Genomic DNA, 20,737 nt, shown 5'->3' on the forward strand with positions numbered 1-20,737 from the left:
GGGAGAGAACATGAAAGGAATTTTTATTACAGCAGAAGGACCTGAGGGTGCGGGGAAAACGACCATTACCGGGATGATTGCCGCACACTTAAAGGAAAACGGCTATCCCGTTGTGTTGACGCGGGAACCCGGGGGCATTAAAATTGCCGAGCAGATTCGGCACATCATTTTGAACCCGGAAAATACGGAAATGGATGCGCGGACGGAAGCTTTGCTGTATGCGGCAAGCCGTCGCCAGCATCTTGCAGAGAAGGTCTTGCCGGCACTAGAACAGGGGCGCATTGTCCTGTGTGACCGGTTTATTGACAGTTCGCTCGCGTACCAGGGCTATGCGCGAGGAATCGGGATAGAGGAAGTATACCGGATCAATCAGTTTGCAACGGGCGGGCTGCTGCCGGATTTGACGCTCTATTTTGATGTAGAAGCAGAGACAGGCCTCAGCCGGATTGCCAAAAATCACAACCGTGAAGTAAACCGCCTTGATCTGGAAGCCATCGACTTCCATAGAAAGGTAAGAGAAGGGTTCCAAATATTGTTAAAACGGTTTCCGGAGAGAATACATGCCATTGATGCCAATAAAGAGGTAGAATATATATATCATACCGCTTTGCAAAAAGTGCTGGACGCCATTTTCCGACATTACGGGAAAAATTTCCCCGGATAAAAGGAAATTCACATACAGGAGCAGAATTTCATATATAACGGTAAATGGAAGATGATATAATGAGGGATAAATATACGGTTGAAAATTCAGGAGGGGAAAAAATGAAACTGATCGTCGCAGTCGTACAGGACCAGGACAGCAACCGGTTGATGAAAGCCATGGTTGATCATAATTTTCGTGTGACAAAACTTGCATCAACAGGCGGGTTTTTAAAATCAGGCAATACGACTTTTCTGATTGGGACGGAAGAAATTCGTGTCAATAAAGCGCTGCAGGTCATTAAGGAAAATTGCAAATCGAGGGAACAGTTTATTACCCCGGTTTCACCGATGGGCGGAAATGCCGACAGCTACATCCCGTATCCGGTCGAAATCGAAGTGGGGGGCGCGACAGTATTTGTCCTGCCAGTAGATGAATTTCACCAGTTTTAACGGGGGAATAAGGGATTGAAAATACAACAGGATTTGCGTATTGGTTTGGACAAAACGGCCCGCGAAGCAAAAAGCATGGTAACGGGCACAACAAATTTTGCCGAAATGATGGACACAAGCAGGGAAAAGCTGCAAATGAATGAATTTCACCAGCTATTGTCGCAAATTGACGAAGCCGGCAGCCGACTTGCCCGTTCGCGCAATCTTAAAGATTTGTCCAAATTCAAGTCGCTTGTAAAACAATTTGTGAAGCAAACTGTCGAATACGGGATGAAAAATAAACAGTCACAAAGCTTCGACCGGTTCGGGGAAAGCCGCAAATTGAATATAGTGGAAACCATAGACAAAAAACTGGCGGATCTTACCGACGCCTGTCTCAGAAAAGAGCAGCCCGCTCTCGATATACTGGGGAAAATCGGCGAGGTAAAAGGTTTGCTGATTAATTTATATACTTAAGAGAGTGGAAGAAGCCATGACATGGGAAGCATTTGAAAGTATTCAGCCTGTTGCAGCAACTTTGCTGAAACACAGCATCAGGCGCAGCCGGATGGCGCATGCTTATTTATTTGAAGGCGGACGCGGCACAGGGAAAAAAGAAGCTGCACAGCTACTGGCGAAAACATTATTTTGCCTGCAGCCTGTGGATGATTTTTTCCCATGCGAAAGCTGTTCGAATTGCTTAAGAATCAGCCACGGCACCCATCCTGACGTTCATCTGGTTGAACCGGACGGCCTTTCGATCAAGAAGGAGCAGATTAAAGCGTTGCAGCAGGAGTTTTCCAAACGGGCAGTGGAGTCGAAACGGAAACTGTATATGATTGTAGACGCTGAAAAAATGTCAACAGGCGCCGCCAACAGCCTGCTGAAGTTTCTGGAAGAGCCGAATCCTGGTACGACGGCTGTGCTGATGACAACCCAGCTGCACCGGATCCTGCCGACCATTTTATCCCGCTGCCAGGTTGTTTCATTCAAGCCGGTCCCACCCGCCATACTGAAAAAACAGCTGATTGAAAACGGGGTCAGCCCCGATTTGGCCCCGCTTCTTTCCCATATGACAAGCCACTTGGAAGAAGCGCTTGATTTAAGCAAAGATGAGTGGTTTGCACAAGCCCGAAAAATCGTGTTAAAATTGTATACAACCCTTTCAAAATCACCTTCCCACGCAATGGTTTTTTTGCAGGAAGCGTGGTTTGGGCATTTTAAAGAAAAAAATCAACTGGATCTCGGGTTGGATCTGTTGATATGGATTTATAAAGATCTTCTTTCCATCCATCTGGGAAAACAGGAAGATGTCGTTTATCCCGATCAGCTAAACCGTCTTTCTGCAGATATTCTTTCCTGCTCCCCGCGTTCTCTGGCTGAAAAACTGGCAGCCATTCTTGATGCAAAAAAGAAATTGGGTGCCAATGTCAATCAACAGCTGCTCATGGAACAGCTTGTTTTAAATTTGCAGGGGGGAACGGCCTTTGTTTAACGTAGTAGGAATCCGGTTTAAAAAAGCCGGCAAAGTATATTATTTCGACCCAGGCGATTTTCCCGTTAAAAAAAATGATGCCGTCATCGTCGAAACTGCGCGCGGCATTGAGTATGGCTTTGTTGTGACAAATCCCAAAGTTGTCGGGGAACATGATGTCGTGTTGCCGCTGAAAAAAATCATCCGGATTGCCGACCAGAAAGATCATATGACAGTGGATGAAAATAAAGCGGCAGCAAAAGAAGCATATGGGATTTGCATGAAAAAAATTGCGGAACACCAGCTTGAGATGAAGCTGGTGGATGTGGAGTATACATTTGACCGGAATAAGATTATTTTTTATTTTACCGCTGACGGGCGTGTCGATTTCCGGGAGCTCGTAAAAGATTTGGCGTCCATTTTCCGGACAAGGATCGAACTCCGCCAAATCGGGGTGCGGGATGAAGCCAAAATGCTTGGCGGCATCGGTCCTTGCGGCAGGATGCTGTGCTGTTCCACGTTTTTGGGTGATTTTGAGCCGGTATCGATCAAAATGGCAAAAGACCAGAATTTGTCATTAAATCCGGCGAAAATTTCTGGGCTTTGCGGACGTCTCATGTGCTGCCTGAAATATGAGAATGATGAATATGAAGCGGTAAAAGAAGCGTTTCCGGATGTCGGGGAAATGGTGAAAACGCCTTACGGAACCGGAAAAGTGACCGGCCTGAACATTTTGGAACGCGTTTTGCAAATTGAATTACAAAGCCAGGGGCGTACGATTGAGTATACGATGGAAGAATTTTTAAGTGCGGATGTTGTGTCAATTCAATCCACGGATTAATGAGGTGGAGAACTGATGGATAGGAAAGAATTATTTGAGGCGATACAGCAAATGGAAGTGCAGATCGGGGCGCTCCAGGAAAAGTTGGGGGAACTGAAACGGGATTTGACGGAAGTCATTGAAGAAAACAGCATTTTGAAAATTCAGAATGACTATTTCAGGCGCCAGTTGCAGCCCGAATCCGGCGGGGAAGGCACAGATTCGCATGAGGAACCGGCCGAGATTGTCCGGAAAATCAAGGAAAAGGGCGTGCCGCAGACGCTTCTTGATATCGGCGAAGGGTACGACAATCTGGCCCGCCTTTATCAGGAAGGCTTCCATATTTGCAATGTCCATTTCGGCAGCCCACGCAACGGGGAAGATTGCCTGTTCTGCCTTTCCTTTTTGAACAAGAAGTAACGAACGGTCCAAGATGAAAAGCCTTCCTTTTACCGGGAAGGCTGTTTTATGCAGCCGTTGTTTTTGGAGGCTACAGGGTATGGTGACATTATCAGGAGACGAACGATTGGATTATTTGCTTGCGGAAAATTTAAGGATTGTGCAAAGCCCGTCCGTGTTTGCTTTTTCATTGGATGCGGTGCTTCTGGCAAAGTTTGCATGGCTGCCGATCCAAAAAGGGAAAGTGCTTGATTTGTGCACGGGGAACGGGGTAATCCCGCTTTTATTAAGCAACCGTACGAAAGCGGAGATTACCGGGGTCGAAATTCAGGAACGCCTCTCGGATATGGCAAAAAGAAGCGTCGCTTATAACGGGCTTGAGGACAGGATCCGGATCATTCACGGCGATTTGAAGGAGATGCCGGATGTGCTCGGCTGCAGCAAATTTGACGTGGTAACGTGCAATCCGCCTTATTTTCCTTCGCAGACGAAGAATATTCAAAATGAAAATGAGCATTTTGCGATTGCCCGCCATGAAATTTTTTGTACATTGGAAGATGTCGTAAAAGTCAGCAGCAGGATGCTCAAGCAGGGCGGCAAAGCGGCGTTTGTGCACCGCCCGGGACGTCTGGTCGACTTGATTACGTTGATGAAAAAACACCGTCTCGAACCAAAACGGCTCCGGTTTGTTTATCCGAAAGCAGGCAAAGAAGCGAATACGATTCTGGTGGAAGGCATAAAAGACGGAAAACCGGATTTAAAGATTCTCCCACCGTTGTTCGTGTACGGGCAGGATGGCGAATATACGGAAGAAGTGAAAGAATTGCTGTATGGAAACAAAAACTAAATCATATTTTTACGTGCTTCTATGCTGTGACGGCAGTTTTTACGGCGGGTATACCGTTGATTTAAAACGGCGCTTCCGCGAACACAGCGAGGGCCGGGGCGCCAAGTATACGCGAACGCGGACACCGGTCAAGCTTTTGTATTTTCAGGAATATGCGACAAAAAGCGAGGCCATGAAAGCGGAATATGCTTTTAAAAAGCTTTCACGCCGGGAAAAAGAGCGATTTTTGGAGAAGGCAGGTGTCGACCTTGCACAGGCAGCAAAGTTTCCAGGATGAAAAAAATAAAGGGATTCTCTATTTGGTCCCGACCCCGATTGGCAATCTGGAAGATATGACATTCCGGGCGGTGCGCATTTTAAAAGAAGCCGATTTGATTGCTGCTGAAGATACGCGAAACAGCAAAAAGTTGTGCAGCTACTTCGATATTCACACGCCGTTTGTAAGTCATCACGAACATAATAAAGAAGCGAGCACACGCGATTTAATCATGAGGCTTACGCGCGGCGAAAAGATTGCCCTTGTAAGCGACGCAGGCATGCCGTGCATTTCGGATCCGGGTTATGAGCTTGCCACTGCCTGCATTCGCGAAGGGATCCCTGTTGTGCCGCTTCCAGGCGCAAACGCGGCACTTACGGCGTTAATTGCTTCTGGGATTGCACCGCAGCCGTTTACGTTTTACGGTTTTCTGCCACGGGAAAAGCAGGAAAAGCGGGCGGCACTGGAACGGCTCGCAAAAATTCCGTCCACTTTCATTTTGTATGAAGCACCGCACCGGCTGAAACATACGCTGCAAATGATGGCGGAGGTGCTGGGTGAGCGACAAATTTCCATCAGCCGTGAGCTGACGAAAAAATTTGAGGAATTTTTGCGGGGGACGATTCAAGAAGCGGTGGAATGGGTCGAAAACAATGAAGTGCGCGGCGAGTTCTGCCTGGTTGTGGAAGGTAGCCCTGAAACAGGGGAAGAAGACGACGATTTCTGGTGGACGGCGCTATCCGTTAAGGAGCATGTGGAAGCCTATATGCAGCAAAAACAGCTGCCGGCAAAAGAAGCGATCAAGCTTGCGGCAAAAGACCGGAAACTGCCAAAAAGGGAAGTCTACCAAATCTATCACGAACTGTGAATTAAAAACCTAGGGAGGATATTTGGCAACAAAGATCTGTCCAAGGCTTAAAAAAACCCCGCGTTTCAGCGGGGTTCCGGTTCCGGCTCAGGTTTGGATGCGAATGGATCTGCTTCGTCTTTTGCCTGTTCATTTTCTTCAGCCGGTTGATCTTCCAAATGAAAATTTTCTTTAATTTCTTGCATCAGCAATTCTGCGCCTTCACGGCTTAAAACAATTTTTCCGCCTGCCAGCTGGAGATTGTCATCCGAGACTTCCCCGGTAACGAGACAGGTCATATTGGGCTTGTACTTTTTCAAAATGATCTTGTCATCATCGACATAAATCTCCAATGCATCTTTTTCAGCAATGCCAAGATTTCTCCGCAATTCAATTGGAATGACAACACGGCCGAGCTCGTCGACTTTCCGTACAATGCCTGTTGATTTCATTAACGCTTTCCTCCCTTAAAGTAAATGTGAACCTGTACAAAACCCTGATACCAAACCCGGTTGCACAAATGCTGACCTTCTATATCTATCGAAAACTGGCGAATACCCCTGAATCTTCAAAAACTATACAACCTATCTAATTGTATTATAGAAGATAAATTGGAATAAAAAAACAAATTTGTTTAAAATATTTTTCGACAAGGATAAAAGTCACGGCCCTTGCACCGGTTAAACCGGCGGAATGCCGTCTATAATGGATAATGTGCTGTACCGGGCGCCATAAAGATGCAATGCATCCTGTTGATGCGGTATACTGAATATATGGGCCTTTTTTTCAAAAATCCACGTTTTTGCTTATTTTCACGAAAAGTTTTATACTTATTGTTTAGAAGTTCTAAGCAGCGCGCGAAATGTGCAAAAGAAATGTCTAATGTTATCGAAAGGTGGAGGCTGGTTTGGAAGAGAAACGGAAAACTTTTTATATCACAACGCCGATCTATTATCCGAGCGGAAATTTACATATCGGCCATGCCTATACAACCGTTGCAGGCGATGCGATGGCCCGTTATAAAAGGCTGCGCGGGTTTGACGTCATGTTCCTGACCGGCACGGATGAGCACGGCCAGAAAATCCAACGCAAAGCAAAGGAAAAAGACGTGACACCGCAGCAATATGTCGACGAAATTGTCGCCGGCATCCAGGATCTATGGAAAAAACTCGAAATATCCAATGATGATTTTATTCGCACGACCCAGGACCGCCACAAAAAGGCAGTGGAAAAGATTTTCAAGAAGCTGCTTGACCAGGGCGATATTTATTTGGGAGAGTACGAAGGCTGGTACTGTACGCCTTGTGAATCCTTCTTCACGGAACGCCAGCTTGTGGACGGCAAATGCCCGGACTGCGGCAGACCAGTAGAAAAAGTAAAAGAGGAATCGTACTTTTTCAAAATGGGGAAATATGTCGACCGGCTTTTGCAATACTATGAGGAAAATCCGGATTTCATTCAACCGGAAAGCCGGAAAAATGAAATGATCAATAACTTCATCAAACCGGGGCTTGAGGATCTTGCTGTATCGCGGACAACGTTTGACTGGGGGATAAAAGTGCCCGGGGATCCGAAACATGTCATCTATGTCTGGATTGATGCCCTGACTAACTATATTACAGCACTCGGTTACGGTAGTGATGACGATTCGAACTACCGGAAATACTGGCCGGCTGACGTCCATCTTGTTGGCAAGGAAATCGTTCGTTTCCATACGATTTACTGGCCGATTATGCTGATGGCGCTTGGCCTTCCGCTGCCGAAAAAAGTATTTGCACACGGCTGGCTCCTTATGAAAGACGGAAAAATGTCGAAATCAAAAGGGAATGTCATTGACCCGGTTACTTTGATTGACCGGTACGGGCTCGACGCACTCCGCTATTACTTGCTGCGTGAAGTGCCGTTTGGGGCGGATGGCATTTTTACGCCGGAAGGGTTTGTGGAACGGATCAATTTTGACCTCGCCAATGATCTGGGCAATCTGCTGAACCGTACGATTGCGATGATGAACCAGTATTTTGACGGTGTCATTCCAACGTTTGCCGGTTCGCACAATCCGTATTCCATCCAGCTTGTGACCGCATATAAAGAGGCTGTGAAAAAATACGAAGATGCGATGGAAAACATGCAGTTCTCGGTTGCACTCGCTTCTTTATGGGAATTTGTCAGCCGTACAAACAAATATATTGATGAAACAACTCCGTGGACATTGGCAAAAGATGAAACCAAACGGGCGGATCTTGCCGAAGTGATGGTCCATTTGGCGGAGTCGCTGCGCCATATCGCCATCCTTTTACAGCCGTTTTTGACATCAACGCCAAAGAAAATTTTTGACCAGCTGAACATTACGGATGAGAGCTTGCATACATGGGAAAGCCTGTCCTTATTCGGCAGCATTCCGGAAGGCACAAAGGTTGTGAAAAAAGGCAAGCCGATTTTCCCGCGTCTCGATATGGAAAAAGAAATTCAGTTTATCAAATCGCAAATGCAAGGTGCGGCTCCGAAAAAAGAAGAAACGAAAGAAGAAAAAGCGAAAGCGGAAGACACAAAAGCCGGGATCACGATCGATGATTTCGCAAAAGTGGAATTACGTGTCGCAAAAGTAACCGCTTGTGAGCCGGTAAAAAAAGCCGACAAACTGTTGAAACTGCAGCTTGACCTTGGAGATGAACAGCGCCAGGTTGTTTCCGGCATTGCGGAATATTACAAACCGGAAGAACTGGTCGGGCGCAGAGTCATTGTCGTGGCCAATCTGAAACCTGTCAAATTGCGCGGTGAATGGTCACAAGGCATGATTCTCGCAGGCGAAAAAGACGGCATATTGTCATTGGCAACCATTGATGAAAGCCTGCCGCTCGGCGCGATTGTCAAATAAAGGGACCAGATGAGATGAAAAACATAGAGATGTTTCACGTGGAACAAATTTCGACGGATCTCTCTATGTTTTTCTTTTACTTTTCAGGAAAAATAGATGTTTTTCCCGATCATATGTGAAAACAAACGTGAAGAATTTGAGGTGAAAAAGATGTTATTTGATACCCATGTGCATATCAATGATGAAGCGTTCAAAGACGATTTAGAAGCCACCATCGCGCGAGCACGGGAAGCCGGTGTGGAAAAGATGACGGTCGTCGGGTTTGACAGGCCGACCATCCAAAAAGCGATGGCGCTGATTGACCAATACCCGTTTCTGTATGCAGCGATCGGCTGGCACCCGGTTGATGCGATTGACATGAAAGATGAAGACCTGGACTGGATTGAATCTCTTGCCCATCATCCGAAAGTGGTGGCGATCGGCGAAATCGGGCTGGACTATCATTGGGATAAATCGCCGAAAGAGGTACAGCAGGAAGTGTTCAGGCGGCAAATCCGGCTCGCCAAAAAGCTTGATTTGCCCATTATTATCCATAACCGGGAAGCGACAGAAGACTGTGTGCAAATTTTAAAAGAGGAAAATGCACAGGAAGCAGGCGGCATTATGCACTGTTTCAGCGGCAGCCCGGAAACGGCGAAAGAATGCATCAAAATGAATTTCTACATTTCACTTGGCGGCCCGGTGACGTTTAAAAATGCAAAAAAACCGAAAGAAGTAGCTGCCGAGGTCCCGCTTGAAAAGCTTTTGGTTGAGACGGACTGCCCTTATCTTGCCCCGCATCCGTACCGCGGGAAACGCAATGAGCCGGCATATGTGAAACTGGTCGCTGAGCAGATTGCGGAAATTAAAGGCATTCCTTTTGAAAAAGTTGCCGAACAGACGATGTTAAATGCAGAAAAATTGTTTAGAATAAAAGATCATGCATAGAAAGCGAGTTTTATCCGCATGGCAAAATTAAAAGAGGTTATTGTCGTGGAAGGCAAAGACGACACAGCGGCCATTAAGCGGGCGCTCGATGCCGACACGATTGAAACAAACGGGTCGGCCATTTCGGAAAGTACGATTGAAAAAATCCGCCTTGCCCAGGAAAAAAGGGGCGCCATCATTTTCACCGATCCTGATTTTCCCGGCGAAAAAATCCGCAAAACGATCGCGGAAAAAGTGCCCGGCTGCAAACACGCATTTTTGGCCAAACAGGAGGCACGGGCGCCCGAGGACCGGGGAATCGGGGTTGAACATGCCCACCCTGCGGCGATCCGGCAAGCGCTACGGGAGGCGCATCAAATGGAGGAAGCCGTGCCGGAAGTCATCACAAGGGATGATTTAATGGCTGCCGGTCTGATTGCCGGCCCGCTGGCGAAACAAAGAAGGGCAAGAATCGGGGAACTTTTAAAAATCGGATACACGAACGGCAAGCAGCTCCATAAGCGGCTGATGGTGTTCCAAATCGATAAAGAAACGTTCCGGGATGCTCTGATGAAAGTGTTACAGGAGGAATCAACTTGCAAAAAGACATTGCCACCCCCATCCGGACAAAAGCGATTTTAAACCGGTACGGATTTTCGTTTAAAAAAAGCCTGGGCCAAAATTTTTTAATTGACCCGAACATTCTGCGGAATATTACGGATACGGCGGATTTAACGGAAGAGTCCGGCGTTGTTGAAATCGGTCCCGGCATTGGTGCGCTCACGGAACATCTCGCCCGCCGCAGCAAAAAAGTCGTGGCCTTTGAAATCGACAAAAGGCTTGCCCCGATCCTGAAAGATACGCTGGCGCCGTACCCGAATGTAAACGTGATCTATGAAGACGTGTTAAAGGCCGATGTTGGAAAAGTGCTGGAAACGGAATTTGCCGGCATAAACGATATCATGGTTGTCGCCAATCTGCCGTATTACGTGACGACCCCGATCATATTAAAATTTGTCACCGGCCTGTATCCGATCCGCGGCATGGTCGTGATGCTGCAAAAAGAAGTGGCCGACCGGATTTCGGCGGTTCCCGGCACGAAAAACTACGGCACGCTTTCCATTGCCATCCAGTATTGTATGACGGCGGAAGTGGCGATGATTGTGCCGAAAACGGTTTTTATGCCGCAGCCGAATGTGGATTCCGCCGTGGTAAAGCTTGTGAAAAGGGACAAACCGAAAGTCGAGGTTAAAGATGAAGCGTTCTTTTTTCAGGTGGCAAAAGCTTCCTTTGCCCAGCGGCGGAAAACCTTGATCAATAATTTGACTGCTGGCCTTCCCGGCGGAAAAGACAAGAAAGAGACACTCCTTTCCGTACTCGAGCAGCTTAAAATTGAACCGTCAAGAAGGGGGGAAACGCTCAGCCTCGAGGAATTTGCCGCATTAAGCAATGCCTTGTTTCCCATTTTTCACACATCATCCTAAATGTCGCATCAGCCGGGGGAGCGCTTCCCCCGGCTTTTTCACCATTTCCGAAGGCAGTGCATATATAGTGTTATGCAGGCGAGAGATGGATACAAATGGAGTTGACGGCAATGGAAGCAAGGCTCAACGCAATTGTTGGAAGGAAGTCTTACAATTGTGATATTTTATTCCGGGTCATTGATATACAGGAGCAGAACGGGCGGAAAGTGGCTGTTTTGTACGGGGAGGACGTCCGGCTGATCGCGGATGCCCCGTTTGAAGACCTAGTCACCCTTGGCCCTGCGGAAAGATCGAAAATTACGCAGGCGTTTCGTTCTTTGGAAGAACAGTCATTTGAACTGTTTAAACAGGACATCGAACTGATGAAGGAAAAACGCGAGTACGAGGCCACCCACGGCTATAAAGAGGAACTGAGTTATTTCCAGCTACCGGGAAGAGTTTTGCATTTGGACGGCGATCCTCATTATTTAAAAAAATGCATGAACTTGTATGAAAAAATCGGCGTGACAGTTTACGGCGTCCATTGTTACGAAAAAGAAATGCCGGTTCGCATCCATGCGCTGCTTGACCAATACCGGCCGAATATTCTGGTGATTACCGGCCATGATGCCTATTCCAAATCAAAGGGGAAAAAAGCAGATTTAAATGCATACCGCCATTCAAAATCTTTTGTCAGAACCGTGATGGAAGCAAGGAAAAAGGTGCCGAATTTGGATCAGCTCGTCATTTTTGCAGGCGCATGCCAGTCCCATTTTGAATCGCTCATCCAGGCCGGCGCCAATTTTGCCAGTTCTCCGCTCCGGGTGAATATTCATGCGCTTGATCCGGTCTATATTGTGGCCAAGATCTGTTATACCTCGTTTATGGAACAAGTGAATGTTTGGGATGTGCTCCGCAATACACTGACAGGGCAAAAAGGACTGGGAGGCGTGGAAACAAAGGGCGTGCTGCGGACCGGGATGCCGTATAAGCCAATGGATGAGGACTGACGGGGTCCCATCCCGGTTCCTTAAAAATGGGCCGGGCTGCAGAATTTTACATAATTCGATTGCATTTGGCATATCCTATTGATAAGAATATGGGCCTGGATCAGTGGTACATTTCCCCAAGGCAGCCCCATACACTGAACATGCAAACCTTCACCTTGGAAAAACGGCAGGGAAGCAATGAAAAATGGTTGACAGACCGGCTTGATCACTGATAAAATATATGTTTTATTTGACCGGAAGCGCAAGCTGTGTTATAATTGAGACTAGTGAGGTGGAGCGAAATGCCAAAAACGTTAACAGACATTAAAAGATCCTTGGATTCAAACTTGGGAAAAAGATTAATGTTAAGAGCCAATGGTGGCAGGAGAAAGACGATTGAACGTTCCGGTGTTTTGGCAGAAACTTACCCAGCGGTTTTTGTCATCGAATTAGACCAGGAGGAAAATGCTTTTGAACGTGTTTCCTACAGCTATGCAGATGTCCTGACAGAAACAGTACAGCTTGTTTTTATGGATAAACAACAAGAGGTTTGATGAGCGGCAGCAGACATATGTTTGCTGTTTTCTATTTTATAGGCGGTAGCGGGAATGATCCTGCTGCTGCTTTTTTCATATTCTAACCTTGTTTCGTACATACTACAAAGAGGCGCATGCAGGGATATAACAACCAAATGAAAGGGAAGGCGGGGATTTTTTTGCCTTTCCCGTCAAAGGGGGAAATTTATCTAATGGGCCGAAGAAGAGGGATTATGTCTGAACGTTTTAAAGAAGAACTGGCGAAAGACCTCGGCTTTTATGATGTCGTCCAAGAAGAAGGTTGGGGCGGCATCAAAGCCCGGGATGCCGGGAATATGGTAAAGCGTGCCATTGAACTGGCTGAAGAGCACCTTGCTTCGGAAAAACAATCGGGCAACTCCTGACAATCTTTGCGACTGCTGCATGGCGCCGGGCCGGGGAATTTCCCCGGCTTTTTGCATATTCGAATGTTCGTCCTTTGAACAAGTTGGCGGCTTTACCACAATTTCCACAGCTTTTGCATATTTTGGATGATGCATGAGGCAATATTTCGATTTTTATTGTTCTACGAAATTTGCGTTTTGATGTAAATATTTGCTGGGCGTTATGTTAGAATAAGAAAAATGAAGCAGGAAATACGGCTGGATTGGATGTTGGAAGTAGGTGAAGGATTTGAAGTTGTTGGTCAAGGCACCGGCAAAAATTAATTTATCGCTCGATGTGCTTGGCAAACGGGAGGATGGCTATCATGAGGTGGAAATGGTCATGACAACCATTGACCTTGCAGATCATATCGAGCTCTCGGAGCGGCACGATCAGGAGATTAAAATTGTGTCGCAAAACCGGTTTGTGCCGGATGATGAGAGAAATTTGGCGTACCAGGCTGCAAGGCTTCTGAAAACGCGGTGCGGCGTCAGGCAGGGGGTCGAGATTGCGATTGACAAAGTCATTCCAGTGGCTGCCGGGCTGGCGGGGGGCAGCAGTGATGCGGCAGCTACTCTCCGCGGCCTGAATACGCTCTGGAATCTCGGCCTTTCCTTAGATGAACTTGCAACACTCGGCGCCGAAATCGGGTCGGATGTCTCGTTTTGCGTATACGGCGGCACTGCGCTCGCAAAAGGAAGGGGAGAAAATATTACAAAGCTGCCAGCACCGCCAAACTGCTGGGTCATTTTGGCGAAACCGTCCATCGGCGTGTCGACAGCAGAAATTTACCGCCAACTGGACTTAAATGAAGTGGTGCATCCAGATATTCCCGGCATGATCGCTGCCCTCTATACCCGTGATTATGCCGGCATATGCAAGCATGCGGGAAATGTGCTGGAAAGTGTCACATTAAAGGTGTACCCGCAAGTGGCGCAAATCAAAAAACAGATGCAGCGTTTCGGAGCGGATCTCGTTTTAATGAGCGGAAGCGGCCCGACAGTATTCGGGCTTGTGCGGCACGATTCGCGGCTGCAGCGGATTTATAACGGCCTCCGGGGATTTTGCGGCCAGGTATTTGCTGTCAGAATGATTGGAGAACGCGAACAATTTTAAATATAAAATAGTGATTGTACGGATTTTTGTTTTCAAAAAGAAAAAAATGCGGTATATTAATGTTATTGAATCCGTGTTTCCGGAGCCGCCGTGCGATTTGGTACGAAGAAGAGCGGGACCGGCATTTTTGACAGACCGGATTGTGACGGGGGTTTTTGACGTGAAATTTCGGCGAAGTGAACGTCTTGTAGATATGACACATTATTTGTTGGAAAAACCAAGGATTCTCGTTCCCCTCAGTTTTTTTGCCGATCGTTATCAGTCTGCAAAATCTTCCATCAGTGAAGATTTGACGATTATCAAAGAAACATTCGAGAAAAGGGGCATTGGGACTTTGCAGACGGTTCCCGGCGCGGCGGGTGGCGTTAAATTTATTTCGCGCACAGACAGGGCGGAAGCAAAAGAGGCCATCAGCGAACTTTGCACGCTGATGGAGAATCCGGACCGGCTTTTGCCGGGCGGTTATTTGTATATGACAGACCTGATCGGCAGCCCGCAGGTCGTCAGCAAAGTCGGGAAGCTTTTGGCAACCGCATTTGCGGACAGGGAGATTGACACGATTATGACGGTCGCGACAAAAGGAATCCCGATTGCAATGGCAACAGCGGCTTATTTAAATGTTCCGGTTGTGATTGTCCGCAATGACAGCAAGGTGACGGAAGGACCGACTGTCAGCATTAACTATGTTTCCGGATCGCAGAAACGGATCCAGACGATGGTCCTCTCGAAAAGGAGCCTGCGGGAAGGCGCAAACGTTTTAATTGTCGATGATTTTATGAAAGCAGGCGGAACGATTAACGGCATGATCAACTTGTTGAAAGAATTCGATGCTTCCGTTTCGGGCATCGGCGTTTTGGTTGAATCGGAAGACACGAAAGAACGGCTTGTCGATGATTATGTGTCGCTTGTGAAATTAAGGGATGTCGATGTCCGCAGTCAGCAGATCAAAGTAGTGGAAGGGAATTATTTTTCAAAAGTCAGCTTGTTCGGAGGGGATTAAAGGAATGAAAACCATCTCAACAAATCAGGCGCCTGCGGCAATCGGGCCGTATGCACAGGGCGTTGTAGCAGGAAATTTATTTTTCAGTTCGGGGCAGATTCCGCTAAGATCGGACGGCACGCTTGTGGAAGGCAGCATTGAAGCGCAGGCCCGCCAGGTAATGGAAAATTTAAAAGCGGTGCTTGAGGCAGCCGGGGCCTCTTTTGATACGGTTGTCAAAACGACAGTTTTTATTCAAAACATGGACGATTTTGCCAAAATAAACGATGTCTATGGCTCCTATTTTACGGACCATAAACCGGCGCGTTCCTGCGTTGAAGTGGCAAGGCTTCCGAAAAATGCCGGCGTCGAAATTGAAGTGATTGCGCTTATTCCGTGATCTTTATGCGCTTCCATTTTTTCACCTTATGAAAAATTTTAGAATTTTTTCCTGAAAAAGAAGGAAATTTTAAAAGGGTGTTGAATAATAAAGATGATCCTAAATCTTTTGAGGTGGTGAAAGAATGGAAGTGACGGATGTAAGGCTGCGCCGTGTCCATACGGAGGGCAGGATGAGGGCGATTGCATCAATTACCATGGACAACGAATTTGTCATTCACGATATCCGGGTGATTGATGGCAACAATGGCTTGTTTGTTGCAATGCCGAGCAAAAGGACGCCGGATGGCGAATTCAGAGACATTGCCCATCCCATTAATTCGGGTACGCGCAGTAAGATTCATGATGCAGTCTTGTCGGAATATCACCGTTTAGGGGAATTGGACCAAGTGGAATTTGAAGAAGCTGGCGCGTCCTGATAGATTTTTGCAACAAGAGCCTACTTCAACAGTAAGGCTCTTCTTTTTTGCCCTCGTTGACCTATTTGGCAGCCTTGGACGAATAGGATTTTTACATAACTGATTAAATATTTCCATATGTATGTTAATATGGTAGAAGGAGAGGCAGCCAAATGATAAATGAGCCTGTACGGGTTATTGTTCTGGTTGTGATGGACGGGTACTTGATAACATTACAATCAGACTCTAAGCGTACACTGGACGGAGCCAGTCTGCAACAAGCCCTTCCCCGCAGCCTAAAGATCAAGCGCAACAAAAGGATAGATGAATCAGCTCGTACAACTTCGGGTTCAACAATGAATAGTTGGTATTTATTGCTACGGAGGGGTAGTTTTGAAAACGGTTAAATTTACGATCAGCTTCTTTCTGCTATTTACAGGCATGATGATCATTAGTGAAAGTCACGTCTTTTATCTGAATGATTTTTACACCCCATTTGATCATACGACCCTGTATTTGCAGCCGAACACAACAGAGAAAGAAATGATACACGATATCATCGATTCCGCCAACCGTAATCATGTTGAAGTGTTTACTTACACCAGTTCCCCTCGTACTACTTTTCTTACTGAATTTGATATTTACGGAACAACCGGCGTCCAGCCATACATAAAACGTCATCTCAACATATCTGAAAAAAATACAAAAGCCTATTTCTTGAAGATATGGTGTTCCATTTTCGCCATCTGAAAAATATCAACGGAATTGATCGTTTCAATCCATTTTATCTCATTGGAAGCAAAAAAAATATTAAGTAGTTTAAAATCGATTTAATTGACAAATATGCCGGCAACTTTCCCCAAGATGGTTTTAAAAGCAACGAATTAAGGAATGAAGCCCTGCTCATATGGTTGCTCGTGATCAGTGTGATATTATTGCTAACTTTTTATGACTGCATGTTGCAGAAAAAAGAAAATATCATCCGGTTTACTTTGGGAGAAAAAATAAGCAGTATGGTTTGGAAAAATATCGTGATAGATACATGTTTCTATATATTATTATTTCTGTTAGTTTACTTTGTTCTCTCCAAACTTACATGTGTTTTCTTTATGTTTCGCCTTTCCCTGTTCATGTTTATGATTTTACTTATATTGAATGCCCTGATTTATTTCAATTTATATTTTTTCAATTTAAAGGAAGCTTTTTCTAACGCCATGGGTCCGTAAAATTATTATCCATGAATTATGTCTTAAAATTAGCAACTACGGTCATGACAATCATTATCATTTCCAGCAATATTGCTGTGGTGTATGACGCTTATCAATATTACAAACAAAAACCATTTTTTGAGCGTCATCGTGACTATTATTACACCCAACTGGATTATAAAATTACTGATAACAATAGTTCTTCCGATAATACGCTGGAAAAAAGTGCGAGTGTACAATATAAGTTCTACAAACAATTTTATGATAAATTCAACGCAACTTTATTGGCAGATATTTCAAACCTTTTACATTACCCGGGAATTTTAGCCAACAGCAATGCTTTTCACTATTTATCAAGTCAAATTACAGAATTAAGAGACAAACCATTGAAAAAAGAAATTTATTTTATTGTCCCTGTCAAAATGAAAGATAATCCTCATTTGATTGAACAATTAAAAGGCCATACACAATTTTATGAGGGGGAGGAACAAAAATATGACTACGGCGTCCTATATTATAACGAAAAGACAAGTCTGATCAGTATTGATGAAAATGCACTCTATGGCAGTCAACTGGTTCATAATCCCATTATTATTTACCATAATATTTCGCCAGAACAACTGAAAAAAGAGCAGGAAGCGAATGTCATTTCAAAATTAACTTATGTACACGATATTATGTACAAAATCTCGGACAAAGAATTTAATACTTTTGTGAAAAATAATCATCTGACCAATGGGATCGTATCAAAAACAAATGTCATGGAAAAATTCGAACATAATTGGAAATTAATCAAAAGAATTTTAATTATGAACTTTATTTTTAGTATTTTAGTACTTTTATTAGAAGGAATGATTATTCATACCATTATTAAATTGGAGTATGAAGTAAACGCTATTGAACACGCTCTGAAAAAAGTGTTTGGATATAGCTTATTTCAGAAAAACAGGAAAATGATTCTTATTACCTTTGTTACGTCACTATTAAGCATCATAACGGCAGCCACTTGTGCAATCGTTTTAAACCTTGGCAGCATTGGATATATGATTGTAGGTGGCATCATCATTCTCATTTTAGAATTGCTTTTAATTTCCTTCAACATACGAAGGGTGGAAAATGCAAAAATACAAACGATCCTAAAAGGTGGAAATATATGATTCAAATACGAAACTTAACAAAAAAATTCAATGAAAAAACCTTGTTTTCAAATTTCAATCTTGATATTGAAAGCGGCGATTTTGTCATCGTTTCCGGGCCGAGCGGATGCGGAAAGACAACTTTACTAAATATGATTGGGGCAATTGAAAAATTTGACGGCGGCACGATTATCGTTGACGGGATTGACATTAAAAATAAGAAGAATCACCTGCATTATTTTAGAACCAAGATTGGCTTCTTATTCCAAAATTTTGCATTGGTTGATCATAAAACCGTCAAAGATAATCTGAAACTGATTCGCAAAGATTGCAAAACGAACCTATCAATGGAAGAAGCTTTGGCGTTAGTCGGAATAAAAAATAAAATAAATCAAAAAGTCTTTACTTTATCTGGAGGAGAACAACAAAGGGTAGCTCTGGCACGATTAATGTTAAAAAAATGCGATATCATCCTTGCCGATGAGCCGACTGGTTCTCTTGATAAGAAAAATGCAGAAGCTGTATTAAACATTTTAAAGCAACTGAATAGACAGGGTAAAACCATTATACTTGTGACGCACGATGAAACATTAAAAAAACAAGGCAACAGGGTGGTGAATTTATGAAAAGGAAATTTCGATTAAAATATATTTTTATCATCGTCATTACATTGTTTGTATTATGGAATTTATGCTGGTTCACGATCACGACCATCCAATATCATAAATATGTTAAAGCCGTACCGAAAAATAAATGGGGGACGCACGCGATGCGGAAAGGCAACTATACGTACAGCGTGAAAAAGCCTAATTATTTAAGCTTCACTGGGAACCTGGCTGTTTCCCGTGAGGACCAAAAAGATAAAATGGAAGATTTGATCATTTGGCCAACCATGACAGGCGGTTATAAATACGGGGTTCGGTTGCAAGAAAATGGAGAAGCCTATGAAATTTATGTGAATGAAAAACTGGAACCTGTAGATAAAAGTGACGCGATAGCCAAGAAAGTCATTATGGAAAATAAGGAAGACTTGAAAACGTTATTTTCGAATGCAAACAAAGTATGGGATTTAAATGAATAGAAAGGGCTAACAATTCCCCCCCGTCCTTGCTCCAACATTCCCAATAATTGTAATTTGCTGCCTTTCCTTGAAATATGCCCTTATTTACGATATATTTTTTTATGGATAATAAGGTTTATTGGGGGATCATAAATGACAAACAGATTCGCTGTAATCTTGGCTGCCGGCCAGGGTACTCGCATGAAGTCGAAATTGTACAAAGTGCTGCATCCTGTTTGCGGGAAACCCATGGTTGAACATGTTGCAGACCAAGTTTTACAGCTTGAAACGGATAAGATTGTGACGGTTATCGGGCATGGTGCAGAACAGGTCCGCTCCTGCCTGGAAGGAAAAACTGCTTTTGTCCTGCAAGAAGAACAGCTGGGCACAGGGCATGCCGTCCTGCAGGCAGAACCGGTTCTCGGCAACAAGGACGGGACTACCTTGGTGGTTTGCGGGGATACGCCGCTCCTTCAGGCGGAAACCTTAAAGGCTCTGTTTGAGGAACACGAACGGAAACAGGCAAAAGTGACCATTTTAACAGCAACGGCCCCCGACCCTGCCGGATACGGACGGATCATCCGCAATGCGGCAGGCTTCGTGGAAAAAATTGTCGAACATAAAGACGCGAGCCCCGAAGAACAGCAGGTAAAGGAAATCAATACAGGCGTTTACTGCTTTGACAATCGGGCGCTTTTTGAAGCATTGAAACATGTTTCAAACGACAATGCTCAAGGCGAATATTATCTTCCTGATGTCGTAGGCATTTTAAAATCGCAAGGGGAAACAGTTGTGGCTTACAAGACAGAAAGTATCGAAGAAACGTTAGGTGTCAATGATCGGGTGCAACTTTCGGAAGCGGAAAGGATCATGAGAAAGCGCATCAACGAACGCCATATGCGAAACGGCGTGACCATCCTCGACCCTCGGCAAACTTACATTGAAGCGGATGTTGAAATCGGGCAGGATACGGTGATCTACCCGGGGACAAAGCTGTCCGGCAAAACGGTCATCGGGGAAGACTGCAAAATCGGCCCGAATTCCGACATTACAGATTGCGTGATCGGAAACGGAACAGAAGTCAGGCAGTCTGTTGCGGAAAATAGTGAAATTGGCGCTTCTGTCCATGTCGGCCCGTACGCCCATATCCGGCCGGACTCCTCGATTTCCGATGAAGCGAAGATCGGCAATTTTGTGGAAGTGAAGAAATCAACCGTCGGCAAGGGCAGCAAAGCATCCCATTTGACGTACATCGGCGATGCGGAAGTCGGGGCAGGTGTCAATATCGGCTGCGGCACGATCACAGTGAATTATGACGGGAAACATAAATTTAAAACGGTTATTGAAGACGGCGCGTTTGTCGGGTGCAACTCCAATCTGATTGCGCCGGTTACGGTCGGGGAAAATGCTTATATTGCAGCAGGCTCGACCATTACAGACGATGTACCGGGCGAAGCATTGTCGATTGCGCGCGCACGCCAGGTGAACAAGGAAAATTATGTCCAGAAGTTAAAACATAAACAACAATAATT

The 20,737-nt window shown here is 45.1% G+C and carries 25 protein-coding genes and 1 pseudogene; 25 read left to right on the plus strand and 1 reads right to left on the minus strand.

Annotation, left to right across the window (positions count from 1 at the left end; all coding sequences use genetic code 11):
* Positions 1-10: 10 nt before the first annotated feature.
* The 9 genes from tmk (at position 11) to rsmI (ending at position 5,738) form a co-directional block, all read left to right on the plus strand.
* The gene (gene tmk / locus NSS95_RS16650; protein WP_014096593.1) at positions 11-664 is read left to right on the plus strand and encodes a dTMP kinase; all 654 of its coding nucleotides are present in this window, start codon (positions 11-13) and stop codon (positions 662-664) included.
* Positions 665-765: 101 nt separating this feature from the next.
* Positions 766-1,095: a cyclic-di-AMP receptor gene (locus NSS95_RS16655; RefSeq protein WP_013857978.1), complete on the plus strand. Its 330-nt coding sequence runs from the start codon at positions 766-768 to the stop codon at positions 1,093-1,095.
* A gap of 15 nt (positions 1,096-1,110) precedes the next feature.
* A complete protein-coding gene (locus tag NSS95_RS16660) occupies positions 1,111-1,551 on the plus strand; it encodes a YaaR family protein (protein ID WP_014096592.1) in 441 nt (146 codons plus the stop codon).
* A 16-nt stretch (positions 1,552-1,567) separates the two neighbouring features.
* On the plus strand, positions 1,568-2,569 hold the full coding sequence (holB, locus tag NSS95_RS16665) for a DNA polymerase III subunit delta' (RefSeq protein WP_014096591.1): 1,002 nt from the start codon (positions 1,568-1,570) through the stop codon (positions 2,567-2,569).
* Positions 2,562-3,389: a PSP1 domain-containing protein gene (locus tag NSS95_RS16670; protein WP_013857981.1), complete on the plus strand. Its 828-nt coding sequence runs from the start codon at positions 2,562-2,564 to the stop codon at positions 3,387-3,389. Before holB ends, NSS95_RS16670 begins: the two co-directional genes overlap by 8 nt.
* Positions 3,390-3,404: 15 nt before the next feature.
* Positions 3,405-3,788, plus strand: coding sequence for a DNA replication initiation control protein YabA (yabA, locus tag NSS95_RS16675; protein WP_014096590.1), 384 nt, complete (start codon positions 3,405-3,407; stop codon positions 3,786-3,788).
* A 79-nt stretch (positions 3,789-3,867) separates the two neighbouring features.
* Complete coding sequence (locus tag NSS95_RS16680) at positions 3,868-4,614, plus strand: tRNA1(Val) (adenine(37)-N6)-methyltransferase (protein WP_017550882.1); 747 nt, start codon at positions 3,868-3,870, stop codon at positions 4,612-4,614.
* Positions 4,598-4,891 (plus strand): GIY-YIG nuclease family protein, encoded by a 294-nt coding sequence (locus tag NSS95_RS16685; RefSeq protein WP_014096588.1) that lies wholly within the window; start codon positions 4,598-4,600, stop codon positions 4,889-4,891. Before NSS95_RS16680 ends, NSS95_RS16685 begins: the two co-directional genes overlap by 17 nt.
* Entirely contained in the window at positions 4,854-5,738 is an 885-nt protein-coding gene (gene rsmI, locus NSS95_RS16690) for a 16S rRNA (cytidine(1402)-2'-O)-methyltransferase (RefSeq protein WP_017550881.1), read from the plus strand. Before NSS95_RS16685 ends, rsmI begins: the two co-directional genes overlap by 38 nt.
* A 170-nt stretch (positions 5,739-5,908) precedes the next feature.
* On the opposite strand, the pseudogene NSS95_RS16695 reads toward rsmI, so the two are convergent.
* Positions 5,909-6,169, minus strand: a pseudogene (locus NSS95_RS16695) (AbrB/MazE/SpoVT family DNA-binding domain-containing protein); the annotation flags it as partial.
* A gap of 455 nt (positions 6,170-6,624) precedes the next feature.
* On the opposite strand from NSS95_RS16695, the gene metG reads away from it, so the two are divergent.
* From metG to glmU, 16 genes are all read left to right on the plus strand, one after another.
* Complete coding sequence (gene metG / locus NSS95_RS16700; RefSeq protein WP_260832189.1) at positions 6,625-8,592, plus strand: methionine--tRNA ligase; 1,968 nt, start codon at positions 6,625-6,627, stop codon at positions 8,590-8,592.
* Positions 8,593-8,742: 150 nt separating this feature from the next.
* The gene (locus tag NSS95_RS16705; RefSeq protein ID WP_179234116.1) at positions 8,743-9,519 is read left to right on the plus strand and encodes a TatD family hydrolase; all 777 of its coding nucleotides are present in this window, start codon (positions 8,743-8,745) and stop codon (positions 9,517-9,519) included.
* Between the two features lie 18 nt (positions 9,520-9,537).
* The gene (gene rnmV / locus NSS95_RS16710) at positions 9,538-10,140 is read left to right on the plus strand and encodes a ribonuclease M5 (RefSeq protein WP_014096583.1); all 603 of its coding nucleotides are present in this window, start codon (positions 9,538-9,540) and stop codon (positions 10,138-10,140) included.
* The gene (gene rsmA / locus NSS95_RS16715; RefSeq protein WP_340714034.1) at positions 10,095-10,982 is read left to right on the plus strand and encodes a 16S rRNA (adenine(1518)-N(6)/adenine(1519)-N(6))-dimethyltransferase RsmA; all 888 of its coding nucleotides are present in this window, start codon (positions 10,095-10,097) and stop codon (positions 10,980-10,982) included. The genes rnmV and rsmA overlap by 46 nt, the downstream gene beginning before the upstream one ends.
* Before the next feature lie 110 nt (positions 10,983-11,092).
* Positions 11,093-11,971 (plus strand): sporulation peptidase YabG, encoded by an 879-nt coding sequence (gene yabG, locus NSS95_RS16720; RefSeq protein ID WP_014096581.1) that lies wholly within the window; start codon positions 11,093-11,095, stop codon positions 11,969-11,971.
* Between the two features lie 281 nt (positions 11,972-12,252).
* Positions 12,253-12,504, plus strand: coding sequence for a biofilm formation stimulator Veg (veg, locus tag NSS95_RS16725; RefSeq protein ID WP_013857992.1), 252 nt, complete (start codon positions 12,253-12,255; stop codon positions 12,502-12,504).
* 194 nt (positions 12,505-12,698) lie between these two features.
* Positions 12,699-12,890, plus strand: a complete 192-nt coding sequence (locus NSS95_RS16730) for a small, acid-soluble spore protein, alpha/beta type (RefSeq protein WP_026104557.1) — start codon at positions 12,699-12,701, stop codon at positions 12,888-12,890.
* A 268-nt stretch (positions 12,891-13,158) separates the two neighbouring features.
* The gene (ispE, locus tag NSS95_RS16735; RefSeq protein WP_035190721.1) at positions 13,159-14,025 is read left to right on the plus strand and encodes a 4-(cytidine 5'-diphospho)-2-C-methyl-D-erythritol kinase; all 867 of its coding nucleotides are present in this window, start codon (positions 13,159-13,161) and stop codon (positions 14,023-14,025) included.
* A gap of 160 nt (positions 14,026-14,185) precedes the next feature.
* The gene (purR, locus tag NSS95_RS16740; RefSeq protein ID WP_035183040.1) at positions 14,186-15,025 is read left to right on the plus strand and encodes a pur operon repressor; all 840 of its coding nucleotides are present in this window, start codon (positions 14,186-14,188) and stop codon (positions 15,023-15,025) included.
* Positions 15,026-15,029: 4 nt separating this feature from the next.
* Positions 15,030-15,404: a RidA family protein gene (locus tag NSS95_RS16745; RefSeq protein ID WP_035190717.1), complete on the plus strand. Its 375-nt coding sequence runs from the start codon at positions 15,030-15,032 to the stop codon at positions 15,402-15,404.
* A 124-nt stretch (positions 15,405-15,528) separates the two neighbouring features.
* Positions 15,529-15,822, plus strand: a complete 294-nt coding sequence (spoVG, locus tag NSS95_RS16750; protein ID WP_014096576.1) for a septation regulator SpoVG — start codon at positions 15,529-15,531, stop codon at positions 15,820-15,822.
* 372 nt (positions 15,823-16,194) lie between these two features.
* Complete coding sequence (locus tag NSS95_RS16755; protein ID WP_017550873.1) at positions 16,195-16,551, plus strand: hypothetical protein; 357 nt, start codon at positions 16,195-16,197, stop codon at positions 16,549-16,551.
* 520 nt (positions 16,552-17,071) lie between these two features.
* The gene (locus NSS95_RS16760) at positions 17,072-18,166 is read left to right on the plus strand and encodes a DUF1430 domain-containing protein (RefSeq protein WP_061565044.1); all 1,095 of its coding nucleotides are present in this window, start codon (positions 17,072-17,074) and stop codon (positions 18,164-18,166) included.
* Positions 18,163-18,771, plus strand: coding sequence for an ATP-binding cassette domain-containing protein (locus NSS95_RS16765; protein WP_061565045.1), 609 nt, complete (start codon positions 18,163-18,165; stop codon positions 18,769-18,771). The genes NSS95_RS16760 and NSS95_RS16765 overlap by 4 nt, the downstream gene beginning before the upstream one ends.
* Positions 18,768-19,226, plus strand: coding sequence for a hypothetical protein (locus tag NSS95_RS16770; protein ID WP_014096572.1), 459 nt, complete (start codon positions 18,768-18,770; stop codon positions 19,224-19,226). Before NSS95_RS16765 ends, NSS95_RS16770 begins: the two co-directional genes overlap by 4 nt.
* Positions 19,227-19,358: 132 nt before the next feature.
* Positions 19,359-20,735, plus strand: coding sequence for a bifunctional UDP-N-acetylglucosamine diphosphorylase/glucosamine-1-phosphate N-acetyltransferase GlmU (glmU, locus tag NSS95_RS16775; RefSeq protein WP_014096571.1), 1,377 nt, complete (start codon positions 19,359-19,361; stop codon positions 20,733-20,735).
* Positions 20,736-20,737 lie beyond the last annotated feature (2 nt).

It is taken from the genome of Weizmannia sp. FSL K6-3076, assembly GCF_038007245.1.
Classification (GTDB): Bacteria; Bacillota; Bacilli; order Bacillales; family Bacillaceae_C; genus Weizmannia; species Weizmannia faecalis.

Bases quoted from the DNA above. Each gene is read 5' to 3' on its own strand.
- tmk (WP_014096593.1), top strand. From the start codon at position 11: ATGAAAGGAATTTTTATTACAGCAGAAGGACCTGAGGGTGCGGGGAAA.
- NSS95_RS16655 (WP_013857978.1), top strand. From the start codon at position 766: ATGAAACTGATCGTCGCAGTCGTACAGGACCAGGACAGCAACCGGTTG.
- holB (WP_014096591.1), top strand. From the start codon at position 1,568: ATGACATGGGAAGCATTTGAAAGTATTCAGCCTGTTGCAGCAACTTTG.
- yabA (WP_014096590.1), top strand. From the start codon at position 3,405: ATGGATAGGAAAGAATTATTTGAGGCGATACAGCAAATGGAAGTGCAG.
- NSS95_RS16680 (WP_017550882.1), top strand. From the start codon at position 3,868: ATGGTGACATTATCAGGAGACGAACGATTGGATTATTTGCTTGCGGAA.
- NSS95_RS16685 (WP_014096588.1), top strand. From the start codon at position 4,598: ATGGAAACAAAAACTAAATCATATTTTTACGTGCTTCTATGCTGTGAC.
- NSS95_RS16705 (WP_179234116.1), top strand. From the start codon at position 8,743: ATGTTATTTGATACCCATGTGCATATCAATGATGAAGCGTTCAAAGAC.
- rnmV (WP_014096583.1), top strand. From the start codon at position 9,538: ATGGCAAAATTAAAAGAGGTTATTGTCGTGGAAGGCAAAGACGACACA.
- yabG (WP_014096581.1), top strand. From the start codon at position 11,093: ATGGAAGCAAGGCTCAACGCAATTGTTGGAAGGAAGTCTTACAATTGT.
- veg (WP_013857992.1), top strand. From the start codon at position 12,253: ATGCCAAAAACGTTAACAGACATTAAAAGATCCTTGGATTCAAACTTG.
- NSS95_RS16730 (WP_026104557.1), top strand. From the start codon at position 12,699: ATGGGCCGAAGAAGAGGGATTATGTCTGAACGTTTTAAAGAAGAACTG.
- NSS95_RS16745 (WP_035190717.1), top strand. From the start codon at position 15,030: ATGAAAACCATCTCAACAAATCAGGCGCCTGCGGCAATCGGGCCGTAT.
- spoVG (WP_014096576.1), top strand. From the start codon at position 15,529: ATGGAAGTGACGGATGTAAGGCTGCGCCGTGTCCATACGGAGGGCAGG.
- NSS95_RS16760 (WP_061565044.1), top strand. From the start codon at position 17,072: ATGACAATCATTATCATTTCCAGCAATATTGCTGTGGTGTATGACGCT.
- NSS95_RS16765 (WP_061565045.1), top strand. From the start codon at position 18,163: ATGATTCAAATACGAAACTTAACAAAAAAATTCAATGAAAAAACCTTG.
- NSS95_RS16770 (WP_014096572.1), top strand. From the start codon at position 18,768: ATGAAAAGGAAATTTCGATTAAAATATATTTTTATCATCGTCATTACA.
- glmU (WP_014096571.1), top strand. From the start codon at position 19,359: ATGACAAACAGATTCGCTGTAATCTTGGCTGCCGGCCAGGGTACTCGC.